This window comes from Ferruginibacter profundus (genome assembly GCF_054783275.1).
On sequence record NZ_BAAGQW010000001.1, the window covers coordinates 1,466,096 to 1,485,270 of the forward strand.

The window sequence follows — 19,175 nt, forward strand, 5'->3', positions numbered from 1 at the left end:
AAAGTGTATAGCCATTAAAAACTGCTTATTAAAAAAGGAGAACCTGGTTCTCCTTTTTATTTATTCCTAAGTATAGTATCTTAATACACGATCTCTTCTCCCTTTACTTTTATTACCAGTTCTTTTTTGTCACCGGCTTCTACCCTGCCAATGATCTGTGCGTCTATTCCATATGCCTTTGCGGCGGCAATCATTGTATCAGCATCGGATGCATCACAATAAATTTCCAGGCGGCACCCCATGTTAAACACTTCATACATTTCCCTGTTGTTGCTGCCGCTGTTTTGCTGAATGATGTTGAAGATCTCGGGGGCTTCAAATAAATTATCTTTTATTACCCTCAGGTGTCTTGCATGGTCTGACGTCCCGTCTGACCATGCTTCCGGTAAATACTTCATACACTTGGTTTGCCCGCCGCCACTGCAATGTATCACACCGTGTATCTTATCAAAATGATGGGTCAGCAATGCCTGCATTACCGGCGCAAAAGTTCTTGTAGGGCTAAGGATCAGTTTACCTATCGTGGTCTGTTGCCCGTCGTTTGTCGTTACCACATCTGTTAAGCGATGTTTGCCAATATACACCACTGCTTCATCCAAACCGGTGTTATAACTTTCTTTAAAATTGTCTGCATAAAATTTGCCCAGCACATCATGCCTTGCGCTGGTAAGGCCGTTACTGCCAATACCGCTGTTGTATTCGTTTTCGTAAGTCGCTTGCCCGTAGCTGGCAAAACCAACAATCACATGTCCCGCTTTTATTTTATCGTTGCTGATGATTTTATCTTTTGGCCAGCGGCAGGTCATAGTACCATTAACAGCAACAGAACGTACCACATCACCCACATCGGCAGTTTCGCCACCCAGGTAATGAATGTGTACACCAAATGTTTTTAAGGTATCAAATAATTCCTGGCTGCCGCTGATAATTTGTTCCAGCACAGCGCCGGGTATTAAATTTTTGTTCCTGTCGATGGTGGAATTAAAAACAATATTATCGTAAATGCCCACGCACAATAAATCGTCCAGGTTCATTACAATAGCATCCTGTGCAATGCCTTTCCAGATGGAAATATCTCCCGTTTCTTTCCAATATAAATAAGCCAGGATGCTTTTGGTACCTGCACCATCGGCATGCATGATATTTACAAAACTATTATCACCGCCTAAAAAATCGGGGTATACTTTGCAAAATGCATGGGGAAACAAACCCTGGTCGAGGTTTTTAACGGCGGCATGAACTTCTTCTTTTTGGGCAGAAACACCACGTTTAGCGTAAAGGGACATTGTTGATTGTAGATTTTAGATTTCCGATTGTGGATTTGACGCCACCTCCTGTTTCATTTCAGGGCGCAAATTACAAATGAATTATCCATTATCCATTAAATAATTATCCATTAATTTGCAACTCCAAAATATGCAGGTACATTACGATATTACCCAATTGCCCGTTTTTAAAAATGCGGTTCTCACCATCGGCACTTTTGATGGCGTACACACCGGCCACCAGCAAATTATCAATACGCTTAAGGCCGAGGCGGCGGCAGCCGGGGGCGAATCTGTCATCATCACTTTTCATCCGCATCCACGCAAAGTAGTGTCTTCGGCGGTTACGGGCATCAGGTTGATCAATACCCTTGCCGAAAGAATTGAACTGATCGGCAATGCCGGGGTGGATCACCTGGTGGTAGTACCTTTTACGGATTATTTCGCCAACCAAACGGCTGAAGAATACATCAGCGATTTTTTAGTGGATAAATGCCATCCGCATACCATCATCATCGGTTACGACCATCGCTTTGGTAAAGAACGCAGCGGCGATTATAAACTGATGGAAGAAAAAGCCGTGGTGTACAATTACCGGCTGATGGAAATTCCGGTGCATTTGCTGGATACTATAAAAGTAAGCAGCAGCAATATCCGGGAGGCCATTTTACACGGGCATATTGAAGATGCCAATAAACTCCTGGGGTACACTTTCTTTTTTGAAGGCGAAGTAATACATGGCGATAAGATCGGCCGCACCATTGGCTACCCTACTGCCAACCTTAAAAGCACTGATGAAGAAAAAATTGTTTTAGGCGATGGTATTTATGCCGTGTATGCCGAAGTAGATGGCACCCGCTACAAAGCCATGATGAGTATTGGTTTCAGGCCTACCGTAAATGGTAAAAAGCGTGTAACTGAAGTGAACCTTTTTGATTTTGAAAAAGATATCTACGGAACCATCATACGGATATACGTAGTAAAATATTTACGCAGCGAAGTAAAATTTGATGGCCTGGAAGCATTGAAACAACAATTGCACCAGGATAAGCTGGATAGCTTGAAAGCTATTCCTATGATCCCTGAAATGATTAAGGAGTGACACACTTCACTCCTTAATCATTATTGACATGCTATTTTACCTGAAGGATATCTTTACGGGATAACATTACCGCTTCACTTAACAAAGGTCTCCAGTTAACTAATTTGTAATCGATCGGCTGGTATATTAAATCAACGAGTGGTTTCTTTTCACCACATTTCCGGCATTTAACATCAAGACCCGATTTGACAACTTTAGTGCAAACAAATAATTCCTGTCCCCTGTTATCAATTGCACTTACACAAAGTTCGCAATTAATATTTTGCCCCAGTGTTGTGGTTTCAATAACCAGTTTATTCCTGTTCACTTTATAGGACAGTTTGTTACCCAGGTAAGAAATTTCGCCTTCCGCATCTTTCAATACCTGGCCACAGAAGCACCATTCATAATCTATAGGGAAAGCCATTAATTTGGATTTGGCTTCAAAAATCCCTCTCCACCTTACCTGGCTGGAACGGCAGAACCGGCAATCATCGGTGATATATTCCTTTACCTCGCCTCTTTCGGCAGCCAGCCATTTAGATGTAATTTCCAACGATGGTATTGGTGTATCATATGTTACCCATTCTAATTTTATCGCTCCGCCTTCCATCAATGAACGCCATGCTTTTACTTTCGCCAGTCTTCCTTCGGCAGTTCTTACACCAAATACAATTTCATCATGAGGAAAGAATGGTAATGTGGCAGGAAATGTTAGCGGTATCATACCTGACGGAATATTCGTACGGTTCAATGCCATGTTGGAAATTTGCACCGGCGTTAAAGTGTTATAGTGTACATTGGTAACCGTTAGTCCGGCTGTATTGCCTATACTGATACCGGAAGATGGATTCCAGATAAGATCTGTTGCCCTTACCGCAGTGGCTCTTATGTTCCCGGTTTCCAGATCCAGTGCAAAACCTTGCAGAGATGAATACTGCCCCTGGCTTTTAACAGGTACTGTAATAGACCTGAGGATAGCGCACCTCAATTCCAGGTCATCTAATAGCACACTGGTCATAGTTAATCCGCTGCCAATAGGGCCTAATGGAATGGAAGGAATGGCACCCAACGAGCCTGAGATACCATCTGATATAAGATTGTCTACAATGCCTTCTGCTACTGCTTCCACAATAGCAAGTACTATTGCAGAAACGATTACGCCTGCAATGCCAAAAAACAGACCTCCTAAGCCTAAGGTAGTAAGCCATACCCACCATTCAAGATCTACATCGGTATCCACATCAGGTGTGGTGGCAGTAATGTTAAGCGCACCTCCCGATAAAGAAATGTCTATAAAGAAAAAGAAATTAGACTCTGCCGACCAACCAGTACCCGAATCAGTTGCTCTTCCATCAACCCTAATCCGGTTACCATCTATCCTTGCCTCAAGTCTTGTTAAGGTACCTCTTCCACCCGGTGCCGGTACATTTCTGTTTAAACGGAGGGGCGTATCAAGGTCACTAACGGCAAGGCCTAATGCACTTGCCACCCTTGGCCGCATTACCCTTGCCAGCAACCAAAAGTTACTCATCATAACCAGGGACTGGCTGCCTGCAGGAATAAAATTAGTAGTGGCAGTATTTATATTACCTCCCGAATCGCTGGCCATTTTTATTCCCAGCACAATACAATCCCTGTCTGCTGCAGACGTATCGTTGATAGTAGTTACATCAATATCAAAAACCGTGGTTGGGTTAGTATCATCCGATACCGGGATTGGTGGTGATAATTCAATCTGGTGAAGATTATTCTGAAGTTCCTGGAGTACCATACCGGCAACAAGGTTTTGTGCCTGCAGTAAGGTCATTCCTGCTATTGCAAGAAATGGCGCTAATAAAGCCTGCGAAGCAGCATCAAAAGCTACGGATACATTTGGCGCACCACTGTTAAAGTCCATTACTACCGTTTGCGTAGTAACCTCATCCAATACCTGTATATCATCCACTATGGTTATTGTGCCACTTACAGGCGCAATAGTTACCGGCGCAGGTGCAGTTAGTGCCAGTTGAGAATTAACAAACGGAATGGTGATGCCCATCTTAGGCCTGGGCCGGTCCAGGTCAGCTACGGGAGTTCTGAAATTAAGAGCGGCATTACCCACCAAACCTCCTGAATTTACCGGTACACTCATACTTGCAGGAATTATTGATCCTGCTAAAAAAGCCGTTGCCAATTGGTTATTTATTTCAGCCTCTGATATCTGTACCAACATATCATAGCCTGAAGTTCTGTCTTGTGCCATTTTTTTATTTTTTATTTTTAATAATATTATTTGCAACCGCATCCACAAACACCATTACCAGTATTATCGTCATGGTTGTGGTTTGTTTTAGTTATGGTACCGGTTTTGTATTTAGTAGTGAATTGATTTAAATTGAGGCCGGGGCTTAGCAACGTAACTGATTTAAATTCCTCAAAATTCCTGGAGAGTTCTTTTTGATCTGTTCTTGCTAATTCAACACCCGCCGCTTTTAAAGCTCCGACCGGATCATGCAGGTAGGATTTTACATTATCCTCCGATTTACTCAGCCAATCAGTCATTTTTTTATTGGCTTCATTAAAAATTTTTTTCAGGCCTTCCGGCAATACTGTTATTAACCGGTCTTTGCCATCCAATTGTTTTCGGGGATTGCATTTGTTAAACAAATTCAGTTTTGATACATCACTTGAAGCTGCCAATACCCGTATGTTCAGGTTTTGATTACTACCCTGCGGCACTATTGCTTTCACAGGCTTGTCATAATTTGCAGACTCCGTTAAATTTTGTGCCAATAAATTGGCATTCATTTTTAAATTTTCCATTATTCAAGTTTTATAATTTAAAATATTGTTTACCTGCATACAGCATCCTTTTTTATTGCTTTTATACAGGGCAATAAAATACCCCTGCATAATTGCAACTAAGTTTAATTACTATAACTCTGGCTTATGATAACAGGATAAGGTAAGAGACGGAAAAACAACAGCAATTCAGCTTTTATTTACTGTAAAATTTTAAAACTACCGATAACAAATACCCTTTTATTTTGCAACTGCTTTTTAAATTAACTTTCCGGTTTGTACCCTAACAGGCGGCTGCCTACATAACACTGCATGATAGTAATCACCTGTTTTACTTAGTGCCGGGTAATTAATACCTGTATAGAAATATTTGTCTCTTGCCGGATAGCCTGGTTTACAGGATTTGATTTAGAAAATGACCTGCCGCAGATCAAGAGTACCCGTTACTGTAATATCTCAAAAATTATTGTTTGATTGTCTTTTCTGCAATGATTACTTATTGACTAAAGTAAAAGTATAGTAAGCCTATACTCTTTACAATACCCTAAACGTGGTATTTTTTTGTGGATAGCGCCACACTAATGCATGAGATTTTACTTTTAATTTGAGCACCACAGATGCCTGAGAATTATTGGAGCCGGGCGAAAGAAAAAAGAATTCAGATTGCTGAAAGCGCTACTGCCTCTAAGCAATTATCTTTTCTTTCGCTGTACGATCAACTGGTACACCGGGAAAAGGCAAATTGCCAAACCAAAAATTATTGCAGACTTACCATTAAGCGCAACCGAAGTACCACTATAGCCTGAAAGTTTTCCGGGAGTTACATAACCACTTGCAACGGTTTCTGTAAAAAATAAATAGAGCCCGACAATTGTTATCACTATGCCACAGATTAAAATTCCATATAAGGGTATTGGCCGGATTTGCATTCCGGATTTTTCAGTTTCATTTCCGCTTGAACTTTTATTGGCATGCCTATTCCTGTTTCTCATAGTTAGCTATTGCAAATGCTATATTTATTTCATAATTTTTCTTTGCTGATAACTATCCCTAAGCATACGACATTTAATTTCACCCCTTCGGGATCAAAAGCCCGGAAGACTGGAGTTACAATAGACAACAATATTAATTTAAATGTACTCCCCCCGAAGAGGTGACATTAGAAAAAAATATCCCCCATAAAACACAATCAAAGTTCAATAAAGATATCCTGTACAAGAGTGCGACGCCACCGAAGCTGAACAAAGAAATACTGTCTGTTCCAAAATACAACATTGCTGTAAGCGATTTTGATTTAAGCAATCATCTTTACCACCATCTCCTTCATCAGTGACGCATCAGAAGTACCGGTATCGCCAACTCCAACACCTTTTAAGTTGTAATGGTGCAGTAATAATAAAATTCTTTCCACGCCTTCGTAACCATACAGGCGTATCGTTTCCAAAGCATTTTTTACAGCGGTGGCATTAAAATAAAAATGAGGTTTTAGTGCCGCTTCGCTTTTATCATTCATGCCAAATACAGTGTATACTTTACTGAAGTTGGCATACAAGGCAGGCAATACCATTTGTATAGGTGCAGCTTTAGGATTGCCTTCAAAATATTGAATAATTTTTATTGCTTTAGCCAGATCTTTTTTTGCAATGGCTGCCTGCAATTCAAAAACGTTATACTCTTTGCTGATGCCGATGAATTTTTCAATATCATCTTCAGTAATTTCCTTTCGGCCTTTTAGGTTGATGGAAAGCTTATCAATTTCGTTGGCCATGCGGCTGAGGTCATTGCCGATATGTTCTTCCAGCAATATCACAGCTTTGGACGTAATGGAATATCCCTTGCTGGTCACCATTTCCTTTATCCATTCATTAACCTTAAAATCTTTTAATTTATCGGATACAAAAACTTCGGCATTTTGTTTTAAAAGCTTACTGAGTTTGGTACGCTTATCCAGTGTTTTGGTTTTATACGCCACCACAAAAACGGTGGAGCTTAAAGGATGCTCAATGTAGCTTTCCAGTTTTTCAATATCCTTCATTTGCTGGGCTTCTTTCAGCAATACCACCTGCCGCTCCGCAAACATGGGGTAACGTTTGCAGGCATTTACCACGGCCGTCCATTCTGCATCACGGCCATAAAAAACAGTGAGGTTAAAACCGGCTTCTGCTTCGTCTAAAATTTTATGCTCGGCGTAATCCACTACCATATCAATATAGTAATCTTCCTCTCCTTCCAGCCAGTACAGCGGTTTAAAGCTTTTCTTTTTCCAGTCGCCGATGATTTTTTCTGCACTCATGGCGGCAAAGATAAAAGAATTTTTAAAGGGTTCGTGCCCTTCACTCAACCGCCGATAGGGTTTGTAACCGCTGCCGGGGTTTCAACTCACAAAACTGGCATAATTTTAGCCGTTAATGGCAGCGATAACTACCGTTTATTTATTAACATATTAACAGAACTGACTATTTACATTCTTTTTAACTGATTGAATGAATACATTTGTCCACTATAAAACCTACATCAACTATGGCTTACGAAAATTTCCCAAGCGCAGAAAACCCACAGCAGCCTGCGCCACCGCCTCCGCAAAAGAACAACATGCGTAATTTATTAACCGGCGGCCTGCTACTGGCATTACTGGGTACCTGGGGCTATATTATTTATGATAAAAACCAGGTGCATGAAAAAGATATTAAACAGGATGAACAGCTGGCTAAAACCACCAGCGACAAAGATGAATTGAGAAGAGAGCTGGATGATGCCACTACCCGCTACGATATGATAAAGACCCAGAGTGCGGATATGGTACATGCTAAAGACAGCGTGATCACCCAGCGTGACAGGGATATTGCAGAGAAGAGAACCAAAATTCAGCAATTGCTTACCAAGGTAAATGCAACCAAGGAAGAACTGGCACAGGCAAAAGCTTTGATTGCTTCATTGAACGATGATATTACCGGGTACAAAACACAAATTGAAACCCTGGAAGGAGAAAAAATTGTTTTAACGCAGCAGAAAGAAGCCGTTACCAAAGAAAGAGACCAGGCAAGAAAAGAAACCGAAGATGCCAAAACAGTGATCAAGGAAAAAGAAGACGTGATTGATATCGGTTCTACTTTACACGCCAGCAATTTTTCTATTACCGGTATCAACGAAAAAAAGAGCGGCAAAGAAAAAACTACTTCTACTGCAAAAAGAGTAGATAAGCTACGCATCTCTTTTGACCTGGATGAAAACCGCATCACTCAATCGGGTAATAAAACTATTTATATCTGCATCACCGATCCTAAAGGAAATCCTGTTACAGTAGAGGCTTTAGGTTCGGGCAATTTTAAAACCAGGGAAGGCGAGGATAAATTTTTTACCCAAAAAGTAGAGATCAATTATACACAGGGCCAGCGCCAGACCATTAATGTAGACTGGAAACAAAACAGCAGTTTTGAAACCGGTGATTACAAAATTGAAGTGTACAATAACGGGTTTAAAATTGGTGAAGGTGTAAGAAGCTTTAAGAAAGGCGGATTATTTGGCTAATCATTTTCAATCTATATCAGAGTCGCCGCATCACAAAATGCGGCGATTTTTTTTACGGGGTCATAACGGTTTTAAACCGCCGGCCCAATTTTTATAAGATGGCACGGATAGAAGCCCTTCCTACATGCACCGTTTTAGATTCACCGGGTTTGCGGCCTTCGTATTGTATACTCACTTCAAAATTACCCGCCAGTCTTTTGGTGTATTCCACATTCCATAAATAGTTTTTACCGGGCAATAAACCATCCAGCAATACGTAACCTACTGTTGTATTAGCTGCACCGGGATAAGCTGTAAAATTGATCTGGTTCAATGTTACTTTAGCGTTGAGCGTACTGTTGTTAAGAATATTGTAGCGCATTTCGGCAATCAGAGCATGTGTAATGGCTTTTTCCATAGAGTCTATCGTATTTTCTTTTTTACTGAAATTATACGCCAGGCTTAACCGGAAATTTGATTTATGGATATACGCAATGGAGGGCTCAACAGCATTTTGCTCAATTATATAATTGCGGTTATTGAATTTGGTACCACTGGTATTCAATTCATTTTTCGACTGGCGCAGATTGATATTGGTAGAAAAGTTTTTACTGAAGTTCCATCGTATTTTTCCGGAGAGGTTTCTTGTTTTACGGCTTTCAAATCCATAAGACAGTAATGTTTTTCCGTTGGATAAATAATGCGTCACATCAAAACCCCATTTTACATTACTGCGATTAAAAAAATACGTGTTGGTTAAAATTGAATTTAAAGACAGCAATGTGGTATCCACGAGTTTTCTGGTAAAGGGATTGAATTGAAATTTACCGGTAGAGATATCTTTTTTATTGATCTGTAAAGAGGAACTGGTATTAGAACGGTACAATAATTTTTTAATGCCGTTTGCATTATTTGATTTGATCACAAATCTTGGATTGATATCTACATTGTAATTGAACTGAATATAATTGGCTTTTACATATTGATTGCTTGGTGTAAACAGTTTTACATATTTGCGTTGATCCTGGAAAACAGCGATCTCAAATTCATTCAGTTCTTTAATGCCATTGCCGTTATAATCTATCCAGGTATATTCGCCCTGGCCTGCAGGCACTTCAAAAAAAGTATATTCTCTTTTCTGCTCCTGCCCTGCTCCTAATTCATATAGTACCGAACCATTCAATAGTCCTTTCCACTCCCTGAAAGTATATTCGGAGCGCCCCAATAAACTTTCATCTGCTTTTTGTTTGCTGATATTATTATTGATGATATGCAGTTTGCGATACGTAATATTTAATTTTAACTGGCGGTCTTCATTCTTTAATATTTCGGTAAAGAAGTTAAAATTATCACTCTTGTCTGCCTGTTGCAATTTTGCCAGCACAGGCAACTGATCATTTCGTGTAAAGTATGAAACACCCCATTTATTGGCTTTTTGCGGATTGGATTTAATGTACACCTGCCAGATAGTAAATGCAAAACTCAATGGCGATAAAGTATCTGTTACTTTATTACGTTGGCGGTTATATTCGCTGTTGTAGTTAACGCCCAATTGTATCTTCTTCATTTTTACCAGTTCTTTGCTGATATCAATAGTAGGCCTGAAGTAAATACCCTGTTCTTCCACACTGTTAGTATTGGTTAAGCTGATAGAATTGGTAAACTTCCAGCCTTGTACAGCAGTATAATTATTCACCTGCTGGCGAAGGCCACTGAAATGATCGCTGCGTTGATAGCGGATAATTTCGTAGCCATAATAATTACCCCTGGCATCCGCAATTTTTACAGCAGCATTAGCAAGATGCTCATCCGCAGGATTCACCAGGAAAGGCAAACTCCAGTCACGCAAATATTCTACATTGCGTAAACGCTCCAAAGGTTTAAATCTTTTTTGAACAAACTCGTAGCCCAGGTTAGTCTGCAACTTCATTGGTGTATTGAACAGTGCAATTTTTGTATCCTTATTTTCAAATTGTAATTTGGCCGCATAGCCTTTATCATTGCCTTTATCTTTTGTAGAAAATAAATTGATATCATAATTACTCATCGCACCCTCCACCCGTATTTTTGAACGGGAAGAAAATAAATATTCCCCTCCAATGGTGATCACCTGTTGTTTCTTTGGTGATACTAATAATATCACCGGGGCCCAATCGCCTTGTTTGTTATTGTTTACATCCGGCGCAACCCAGCCGTACACTTTGCCATTCACTGCATTTTGCAAAGGCATATAATTTCCTTTACCCGTTCCTACATAAGTAAAAGAAAGGCTGTACAACACATCGTTGGGGTTGGTGGAAAAAACATAAATAGAATCATGAAGACTGGTGTTATACAGTGTATCGATCTTTTTATACAGTATTTTATCAATGGAAAAAGTATCTCTTTGTGCATTTTCATAAAACGCCGTATCAACACCATCGCCTATATTGGCTAAGAATTGTTTTTGTTTATTATCCAGCACCTGGTTGATAGAAGAATTCTTGGCGTCCGAATTACTGAATGCACCCACACTTAAAAAAAACTTGTTGTTAAAATTCACTTCATCGCTTGCATATGCCTGTGCGTTTAAAAAATTGCGGTCAGCATATTCAAATTCTACCTGTATCCTGCTGTCTTTGGTAATTAAATGTTTTTGTGTAAACGTGATCTCTGCCGTGTTATAGTTCATCACATAATCCTGGTCTTCGCCTCGCTGCAATAACTGGCCATCAATAAACACTCTTTCTGTTCCTGCCAGTATTACAAAATACACTTCGTAATTAGCCCCTTGTAAACGATAAGGCCCCTGGTTGCCTTCTACCGGTGTAAGTACATTGCGGGTAAATTTTCCTTTGGCCACTGCACCACTCACCAATAATGAATTGGATATTTTTTTACTGATCTTATTTTCGGTTATAAAGGAAACGCCCTGCAAACGTTTATAAAAATTGAGAAAATAATTTTTGCTTTGCCTGATATCAATATCGCCGAAATTGGCCTGCCACCCTTTTTTCTTTATCTGTAAATATATTTTATCAAAATCCCTCAGGTCTTGCGTATTCCCATCAGGCTGAATGGGAATATTATTATCGGTAATGGCCGCCGTCAATTCTAAACTATCGCCTATAAAACCACTCAGTTGCAGGTTAAGGCTGGAGTTGACCACTGCATCCTGGCTATTGCCAAAAGAAATACCGCGGCCAAAACTACCTTCCGATTTTACGTTGCCAAAATCAAACAGGGGATTTCCCTGCTGATTATTATTCACTTTAAAAGTTACCGGGTTGTTGTTGATGAAATTATACCGGATACTGTCGTAATCATAATGCTTTACCACTGCATTTAATTTGTAAGGGAATACCCTGTAAGTGATCCATACTGAAGGTACAGCAGGTTTGCTGATCCAGGTGATGGTACCATTTACTTCATCCACTTTATAGGCAGCGGGCAATACATTCGCAATACTTACAGAATTGGGTACAATGCTTAGTGTATCCAGTTTTATAATATTGCTGGTTACCGGTACAAATTTTTTACGCAGGTTGGAAAGCGACGCAGGATTTTGTGCATACAAAGTGTGCACAAAAAATATCAGTACAACAAACAGGTATTTCCCGGGGTGCTTCAACAGTTTTTTTGATTAGTAATGCCTAAAATTACCATTTATTGTTTAAGACGGGCAAAATCATCTTTTTGCTGCCGCTGCCACCCGGAAAATATCACTATTTATATTATTACTCCGATTTGTTTTGCATTTTCATCAATACCGCATAGGCGTTTTTTATAACGATGTTAGCGGTGGAAAAATCGGGCAGCTCCGTAATAATTTCGATCATACCGTTGCCGGCATTTCCTGTTTTTACCGGTACCATTTCAAACTGTGTGGTGGTTTTTTGCAGAAATACATATTGCTTATCGCCAAACCTTACCACCCCATCTTCAGGTACAGTTACTGCAGCATTATTAGTTAATTCTATTTCGGCATTTAAAAACATTCCGGGTAACAGCTCCTGTTGTGGCTTTTCAAAATGACAATGTACCATAGCACTCCGGTTGGCATCGAGGTTTTTACTTACCAGGATCACTTCGGCTTCAAATGTTTTACCCGGATCGCTGGCAAGATGTGCCTTTATTTTTTGCCCGATCTGTATAAAGGGCAGATCTTTTTCAAAAACTTTTAATGCAAAATGCAGATCAGAGGGATTCACCAATTCAAATAAAATATCGGATGGATTTACATATTTACCAATGTTAACATTTACTGCGGCTACATAACCATTTATCGGGGAATGGATATTGATAGAACGGCTGATATTATTTTCGGTTAATGTAGCAGGATTCAAGCCCACTAACAGTAATTTTTCCTTTAAACTATTTACCATAATCCTTTGCACCTGGTATTCATTATTAATTTGCTCCAATACTTTATCGCTGCTGGTTTTAGTTTCGTTCAGGGTCCTTTGTCTTTCAAAGTCTTTTTGTAAAAAATAAACTTTTGACCTGGCTACTAAATAATCCTGCTGCATTTGAATAAGTGCCTGGTCTTCCATTACTGCAATGGCCTGGCCTTTGCTCACTTTCATACCTGGCAATAATTGCGTGGATTTTAAATAACCACCTAAAGGGAAACTGATGGAGACCATATTCTGCGGCGGCACATCTACCAGGCCGTTTACTTTTAAAGTTGAACTCATACTGCCAAACTGTGGCCTGCCGGTTTGTATTCCGGCGTTTTTAATCTGTGCTTCAGTAAGCAGTACTGTATTTTCATTTACAACGGTAGCTTTATTTTCTGTGGTCTTATTTTCTTTACTATTGCATGCCGCCAGTATAAGCGTTAAAATAGCAGTGATGTGATACTTATATTTCATAATGGTCTTTATTAATTGTTTGAATAAGCATTTAATTCAATGATAGTAGTATTCCATTCATAAACGGCAGTAATATATTCTGCCTGTATGCCAATGGCCTGGTTGGTAAGCATGATCCATTCTAAATAATTGATGGCACCATTGGCAAACTGCAGGTTGGCATTTTCGGTAATAATCCGGGCCTGTAACAAGGCTGATGTTTCAAAATACGCCAGTTGACTCTGGTGCTTCGTTTTTTTAAGCAATAACTGTTGCACCATTGATTCGTGTTGTTTCAGCGTTTCTTCGTATTCTGTTTTGGCTATTTTGTAATTTATTTTACCGGCCGCAATACGTGCTTTATTGGCCTTATTAAAAAGAGGAACGTTGAGGCCCACCATTGCTGAAGAAAACCTGTTGGCAGCAGTAAAATGTTTATCCACACCATTGATATTTTGAATACCTGCAATAGATTGGTTAGTATAGCCAATAGTAAACTGCGGCAGATTTTTGGCCTTATGCACTTCAATTTCCTTTACTGAAATATCCTGCTGCTGTTCTTTTAATTTTACAACAGGAAAATTTACTGCTGCGGATAAATCCGGCGACTGCTTGTCTTCAATTTTTATTTTTTCATCTGCAGGAATAAAAAGCGTACCGGAATGAAGTAACCTGCCCAATTGCAGCTGCACAATATTATAATCAATTGTTAACTGGTTAAGCTGGCTGCTCACCTGCATCAGTTGCGTTGCTGCTGCAGTCTTTTCTAAAATACCGGCATCACCGGCTTTAAAACGCTGCTCCTGTTTTTGTGCAAACTGCCGGAACAAACTATCAGCACCTAACAAAAGTGCTCTCCTTTTTTGCAAAACGAGTAACTGATAATACAGGTAGGTCACTTGCTTTTTCAACTCCACTTTAATGATGTTTTCATTTAGCACAAAAGATTGTGTATGCGCCTGCAGCAATTCTTTTTGCCGTTTATACACTACCGGAAATGAAACAGTTTGTGATATCGCCAGTTTGGTATCATTGAACACACTGTTGATCTTGCCAAATTCAGCATTGATGCCGGTAAAAGGAATATCATAAGCTGTTGTTTCAAAAGCTTTTGCCGACCTTGTTTTTAGTGTAGCAGCTATGGCTGCAGGATTTTGGTTTAATGCGGAATCGATGGCTGCTTTTAAGCTTATTGCAGTTTGTGCATGTACAATTGCAGTACTGAATTGTAAACTCAGTAACAGCAATATTATTTTCATTGGACTTTTATTATTGAATTTTTTCTTTTTAAACTTTGGCATAGTGATTTTTCTTTTTGGTTTTTTAATGGTATCATTATGTTCAAACCACAGGTACAATACCGGTAATACCAATAATGTGAGTATGGTAGCAGTTATCAACCCGCCAATAACCACAGTAGCCAAGGGTCTTTGTACTTCTGCACCTGCACCATTGCTTAATGCCATGGGCATAAAACCTAAAGAAGCTACTGCCGCTGTCATTAACACGGGGCGTAAACGAATCCTGGTTCCTTTTAAAATTCTTTCCCTGATATTGATAACACCTGCTGCTTTTAACTGGTTAAACTCCGTAATTAAAACAATCCCATTTAATACTGCCACACCAAACAATGCAATAAAGCCAATGCCTGCAGAAATACTGAAAGGCATCCCCCTGCTCCACAAGGCTATAATACCACCGATAGCAGATAAAGGAATAGCAGAAAAAATAAGCAACCCATGCTTTACAGAGTTAAAGGCAAAATATAACATCAGTAAAATGAGTAATAATGATATGGGCACTGCAATACTCAACCTGTTTTTTGCAGCTATTAAATTTTCAAATTGCCCGCCATAGGTTACGTAATAACCGGTAGGAAGTTTAACCTGTTTATCTATTTTATCCTGCAATTCTTTTACCACAGTTTGCACATCTTTACCTCTTACATTAAAGCCCATGGTAATTCTGCGTTGTGCATTTTCTCTTTGTATCTGGTTAGGGCCAACTTTTATCTCCACTTTGGCAACTTGCTGCAATGGAATCTGTTCTCCTTTGGGTGTAGCTATTAAAAGATTTTGTACATCCGCAATATCCTGCCTGCTGTTATTATTTAACCGCACTACCAGGTCAAACCGTCTTTCCTTTTCAAAAACCTGCCCGCTTACAGCACCGGCAAAAGAAGATTGCAATGTTTTATTTACTTCGCCAACAGATAAACCAAATTGCGCCAATGCAGCCCTGTTATAATTGATCACTATCTGTGGCAGGCCGGTCACGGCTTCTACATAAATATCTTTTGCTCCATCTACAGTAGTAGCAACAGCACCTAATTTTGCGGCATATAAAGCCAGTGTATCAATATCTTCACCAAATATTTTACACACTACATCCTGCCTTCCCCCGGTCATCAATTCATTAAAACGCATCTGTACAGGAAATTGAAAACCTGCTGTTATACCCGGTACATCTTCCAATGCCTTACTCATTTTTTCGGCCAGCTCATCAAATGTTTTTGCCGAGGTCCATTTATCTTTCGGTTTTAAAACCACCATCATGTCAGATGCTTCAATCGGCATCGGATCTGTTGGTATTTCGCCACTACCAATTTTGGTTACTACTTTTTCCACTTCCGGAAAATTTTGCAGTAAGATATGTGAAGCCTGTTGTGTTGCCTGTATGGTGGTAGGTAATGAACTGCCCGTTAATACCCTGGTATCTACAGCAAAATCGCCTTCTTCTAATTTGGGAATAAATTCTCCACCCATTGATAATAAAATAATTACTGCCGCAATAAATAAAGCTACCGAAGAAGCAACCACTGTTTTTGGTATCAGCAATACTTTTTCTAATGTGATTTTATAGATTCGCTCTACCCATCCCATCATTTTATCTGCAGGATTTTTCTTTACCGCAATTTTTTTACTCAGCACCAATGCACTCATCATAGGTATGTAAGTAAGCGAAAGAATAAATGCGCCCATTATTGCAAACGCTACTGTTTGCGCCATTGGTTTAAACATTTTTCCTTCAATACCTTGTAATGAAAGAATAGGGAGATATACAATTAAAATAATGATCTGCCCGAATACCGCAGCATTCATCATTTTCCCTGCAGAATGATTAACTTCTGCATTCATTTGATCCTGGTCAATCTTTATCAGGCCTGCAAAATTTTTATTATGGTGCAGCCGGTGCATTACTGCTTCTACAATAATTACAGCTCCGTCAATGATCAATCCAAAATCCAAAGCACCTAAGCTCATCAGGTTGCCGCTTACACCAAAGAAGTTCATCATTATAATGGCAAACAGCATTGCCAGCGGAATAACTGATGCTACCAACAAACCTGCACGGAGATTACCCAAAAAAATCACCAGTATCAACACCACTATCAATGCGCCTTCCACTAAATTTTTTTCTACTGTGCTGATGGCATTGTTCACCATTTTTGTTCTGTCTAAAAATGGTTCAATCATAATACCTTCAGGCAATTGTTTTTCTATTGCTGCAATTTTTTCTTTTACATCTTTTATTACTTTAGAAGAGTTGGCTCCTTTCAGCATCATCACTACTGCTCCGGCTACTTCCCCCCGGTCGTTGTAACAAACGGCACCATACCTTGTAGCTGTTCCTAAATTCACATCAGCCACATCCCTTATTGAAACAGGTGTTCCGTCAGCCAGCGTTTTTACAGGAATATTATTAATATCATCTGTATTTTTTACTAATCCTTCGCTACGTATGAATAAAACAGTAGGCCCTTTTTCAATATAGGCACCTCCAGTATTCTGGTTATTTTTTTCCAATGCCGAAAAAATATCACCAATGGTAAGGTTGTATGATTTTAATTTATCGTAGTTAACGCCAATTTCATACTGTTTCATTTTTCCGCCAAAGCTGCTTACATCAGCCACACCTTTTGTTGTAAGTAATTGCCGGCGAACGATCCAATCCTGGATGGTACGTAACTCCATCGAATTGTATTTTCCTTCGTAACCGGGCCTTGCTTTTACAACGTATTGAAAAATTTCTCCCAGCCCTGTTGTAACCGGCCCCAATGTTGGTGTGCCCAATGACGGTGGTATCTGAACTTGTATTTGCAGCAATCTTTCACTTACCTGTTGCCTTGCCCAGTATACATCCGTGTTGTCGTCAAACACAATTGTTACCAACGATAATCCAAAGCGGGAAAAAGAGCGTTGCTCTATTATACCGGGAATATTAATGGTAGATTGTTCTATCGGGAAAGTGATCAGTCTTTCAATATCCGCAGCACCCAAAGAAGGTGAAGGGGTGATTACCAATACCTGGTTGTTAGTTATATCCGGCACTGCATCTATTGGTAGTTTGGTAGTGCTATACACTCCAAAAAAGATGAGCACCAGCACCATTATACCCACAATTAATTTATTGCGGATAGAAAATGCAATGATTTTATTAAGCATAATTTTCCTGTCTTAATCATTTTTAATTATTTAATGCATGAAATAATACATCACATCATCAACGATACTGTTAATGTTGTTTGGATACTAATACCCCTGATGTGATTTGATTAAGAAAGCCTTGGAGGCTGCCAGATATCTGCCGTATGGCTGAAGCGTTCCCTGCTATTGGCCAGTGATGGATAATTGATATCAATAAAATAGGCAGGAAGTTTTATACTATAAGATGGTGTGGGTATGATTGCAACATTTACCATTGCGGCACACTCGGTTGTTTTAAAAGGCAACTGCATATCCCTGTCATAATCTTTGTCTTTAGGATTGCCGCTGAAATAATGGAGTATTACAAAGTCTGCAACCGACATATTCTTATTATGTGCCCGATGTTCTGCAAGATGTTGCAGTAATACAGGCAGCTTAAACACCTGGTGCAGCTCCGTTTGAGTGAGCAGCGTTAGTGATAAAAACAATATTGCAGAAAAACGTTTCAATGTTGCAAAGATATAAAATATGCGCAAAGCAATATTAAAAAAAACGGATACAGGTTCAGCTTTAAAATAAACAGGTTCAATGCGATTATCTGCATATCGGGCAATAGTTGGTGCCGTTAAAGCATATTTTTTACGAATTTCATATGACGACGCTCATGACTATGATGGTATAAAATCCTTATTTTCATCGCATGTTTCCGAAGATAATATTTTTACCGGTTGCTTTGCTGTATTTCATTTTTGGCATTTCAACTGTCAAAGGTCAAAACAGCAACACTATTTTTATGATCAAAAAAAGTATTGTTTCTTTTCATTCCAATACAAAACTGGAATTGATCAAAGCATCTTCAACTCAACTAAAAGGTGTGATTGATGCGGAGAAAAGAACTTTTGCTTTTTCGGTGGCCATGAAGACTTTTGAAGGATTTAACAGTCCCCTGCAAAAAGAACATTTTAATGAAAACTACCTGGAAAGTGACCGGTTTCCAACAGCCAGTTTTAGTGGCCACATTATTGAGGAAGACGATTTTACCAGGGATGGCACTTACAATATCAGGGCCAAAGGAAAATTTTCAATTCATGGAGTGGAACAGGAAAGAATTTTGCAAGGCGACCTGGTAGTTAAAAAAGGTGTGATAAAACTCAATTGTATGTTTACTGTTTTTCTGTCGGAACACGACATTAAAATACCAAGAATTGTCCATGAAAAACTGGCTTCTGAAATTAATGTGATTGTTGCGGCAGATTTTATTGCAAAATAAAAATATGCA

At 39.4% G+C, this 19,175-nt stretch carries 12 protein-coding genes; 3 read left to right on the forward strand and 9 right to left on the reverse strand.

Going from position 1 to position 19,175, the window contains the following annotated elements:
* Window positions 1-80: 80 nt before the first annotated feature.
* On the reverse strand, window positions 81-1,286 hold the full coding sequence (locus ACYVM0_RS06190; RefSeq protein ID WP_460554091.1) for an AIR synthase family protein: 1,206 nt from the start codon (window positions 1,284-1,286) through the stop codon (window positions 81-83).
* Between the two features lie 130 nt (window positions 1,287-1,416).
* Between ACYVM0_RS06190 and ribF the strand changes: the two genes are divergently transcribed.
* Window positions 1,417-2,367: a bifunctional riboflavin kinase/FMN adenylyltransferase gene (gene ribF, locus ACYVM0_RS06195; protein WP_460554094.1), complete on the forward strand. Its 951-nt coding sequence runs from the start codon at window positions 1,417-1,419 to the stop codon at window positions 2,365-2,367.
* A gap of 31 nt (window positions 2,368-2,398) precedes the next feature.
* Here ribF and ACYVM0_RS06200 read toward each other — a convergent pair whose 3' ends face one another.
* The 4 genes from ACYVM0_RS06200 to holA form a co-directional block, all read right to left on the reverse strand.
* Complete coding sequence (locus tag ACYVM0_RS06200; protein WP_460554096.1) at window positions 2,399-4,591, reverse strand: hypothetical protein; 2,193 nt, start codon at window positions 4,589-4,591, stop codon at window positions 2,399-2,401.
* Between the two features lie 26 nt (window positions 4,592-4,617).
* Window positions 4,618-5,151 (reverse strand): hypothetical protein, encoded by a 534-nt coding sequence (locus ACYVM0_RS06205; protein WP_460554099.1) that lies wholly within the window; start codon window positions 5,149-5,151, stop codon window positions 4,618-4,620.
* Window positions 5,152-5,822: 671 nt separating this feature from the next.
* Window positions 5,823-6,011: a hypothetical protein gene (locus ACYVM0_RS06210; RefSeq protein ID WP_460554102.1), complete on the reverse strand. Its 189-nt coding sequence runs from the start codon at window positions 6,009-6,011 to the stop codon at window positions 5,823-5,825.
* A gap of 413 nt (window positions 6,012-6,424) precedes the next feature.
* Complete coding sequence (holA, locus tag ACYVM0_RS06215; RefSeq protein WP_460554105.1) at window positions 6,425-7,423, reverse strand: DNA polymerase III subunit delta; 999 nt, start codon at window positions 7,421-7,423, stop codon at window positions 6,425-6,427.
* A 227-nt stretch (window positions 7,424-7,650) separates the two neighbouring features.
* Between holA and ACYVM0_RS06220 the strand changes: the two genes are divergently transcribed.
* A complete protein-coding gene (locus ACYVM0_RS06220; RefSeq protein ID WP_460554108.1) occupies window positions 7,651-8,658 on the forward strand; it encodes a hypothetical protein in 1,008 nt (335 codons plus the stop codon).
* Window positions 8,659-8,749: 91 nt separating this feature from the next.
* Here the strand turns inward: ACYVM0_RS06220 and ACYVM0_RS06225 are convergent, their stop codons facing one another.
* From ACYVM0_RS06225 to ACYVM0_RS06240, 4 genes are all read right to left on the reverse strand, one after another.
* Complete coding sequence (locus ACYVM0_RS06225; RefSeq protein ID WP_460554111.1) at window positions 8,750-12,247, reverse strand: hypothetical protein; 3,498 nt, start codon at window positions 12,245-12,247, stop codon at window positions 8,750-8,752.
* A 106-nt stretch (window positions 12,248-12,353) separates the two neighbouring features.
* Complete coding sequence (locus ACYVM0_RS06230) at window positions 12,354-13,490, reverse strand: efflux RND transporter periplasmic adaptor subunit (protein ID WP_460554114.1); 1,137 nt, start codon at window positions 13,488-13,490, stop codon at window positions 12,354-12,356.
* 11 nt (window positions 13,491-13,501) lie between these two features.
* The gene (locus ACYVM0_RS06235; protein WP_460554117.1) at window positions 13,502-17,914 is read right to left on the reverse strand and encodes a CusA/CzcA family heavy metal efflux RND transporter; all 4,413 of its coding nucleotides are present in this window, start codon (window positions 17,912-17,914) and stop codon (window positions 13,502-13,504) included.
* Between the two features lie 110 nt (window positions 17,915-18,024).
* Window positions 18,025-18,405: a hypothetical protein gene (locus ACYVM0_RS06240; protein ID WP_460554120.1), complete on the reverse strand. Its 381-nt coding sequence runs from the start codon at window positions 18,403-18,405 to the stop codon at window positions 18,025-18,027.
* A gap of 284 nt (window positions 18,406-18,689) precedes the next feature.
* On the opposite strand from ACYVM0_RS06240, the gene ACYVM0_RS06245 reads away from it, so the two are divergent.
* Window positions 18,690-19,166 (forward strand): YceI family protein, encoded by a 477-nt coding sequence (locus ACYVM0_RS06245; protein ID WP_460554123.1) that lies wholly within the window; start codon window positions 18,690-18,692, stop codon window positions 19,164-19,166.
* Window positions 19,167-19,175 lie beyond the last annotated feature (9 nt).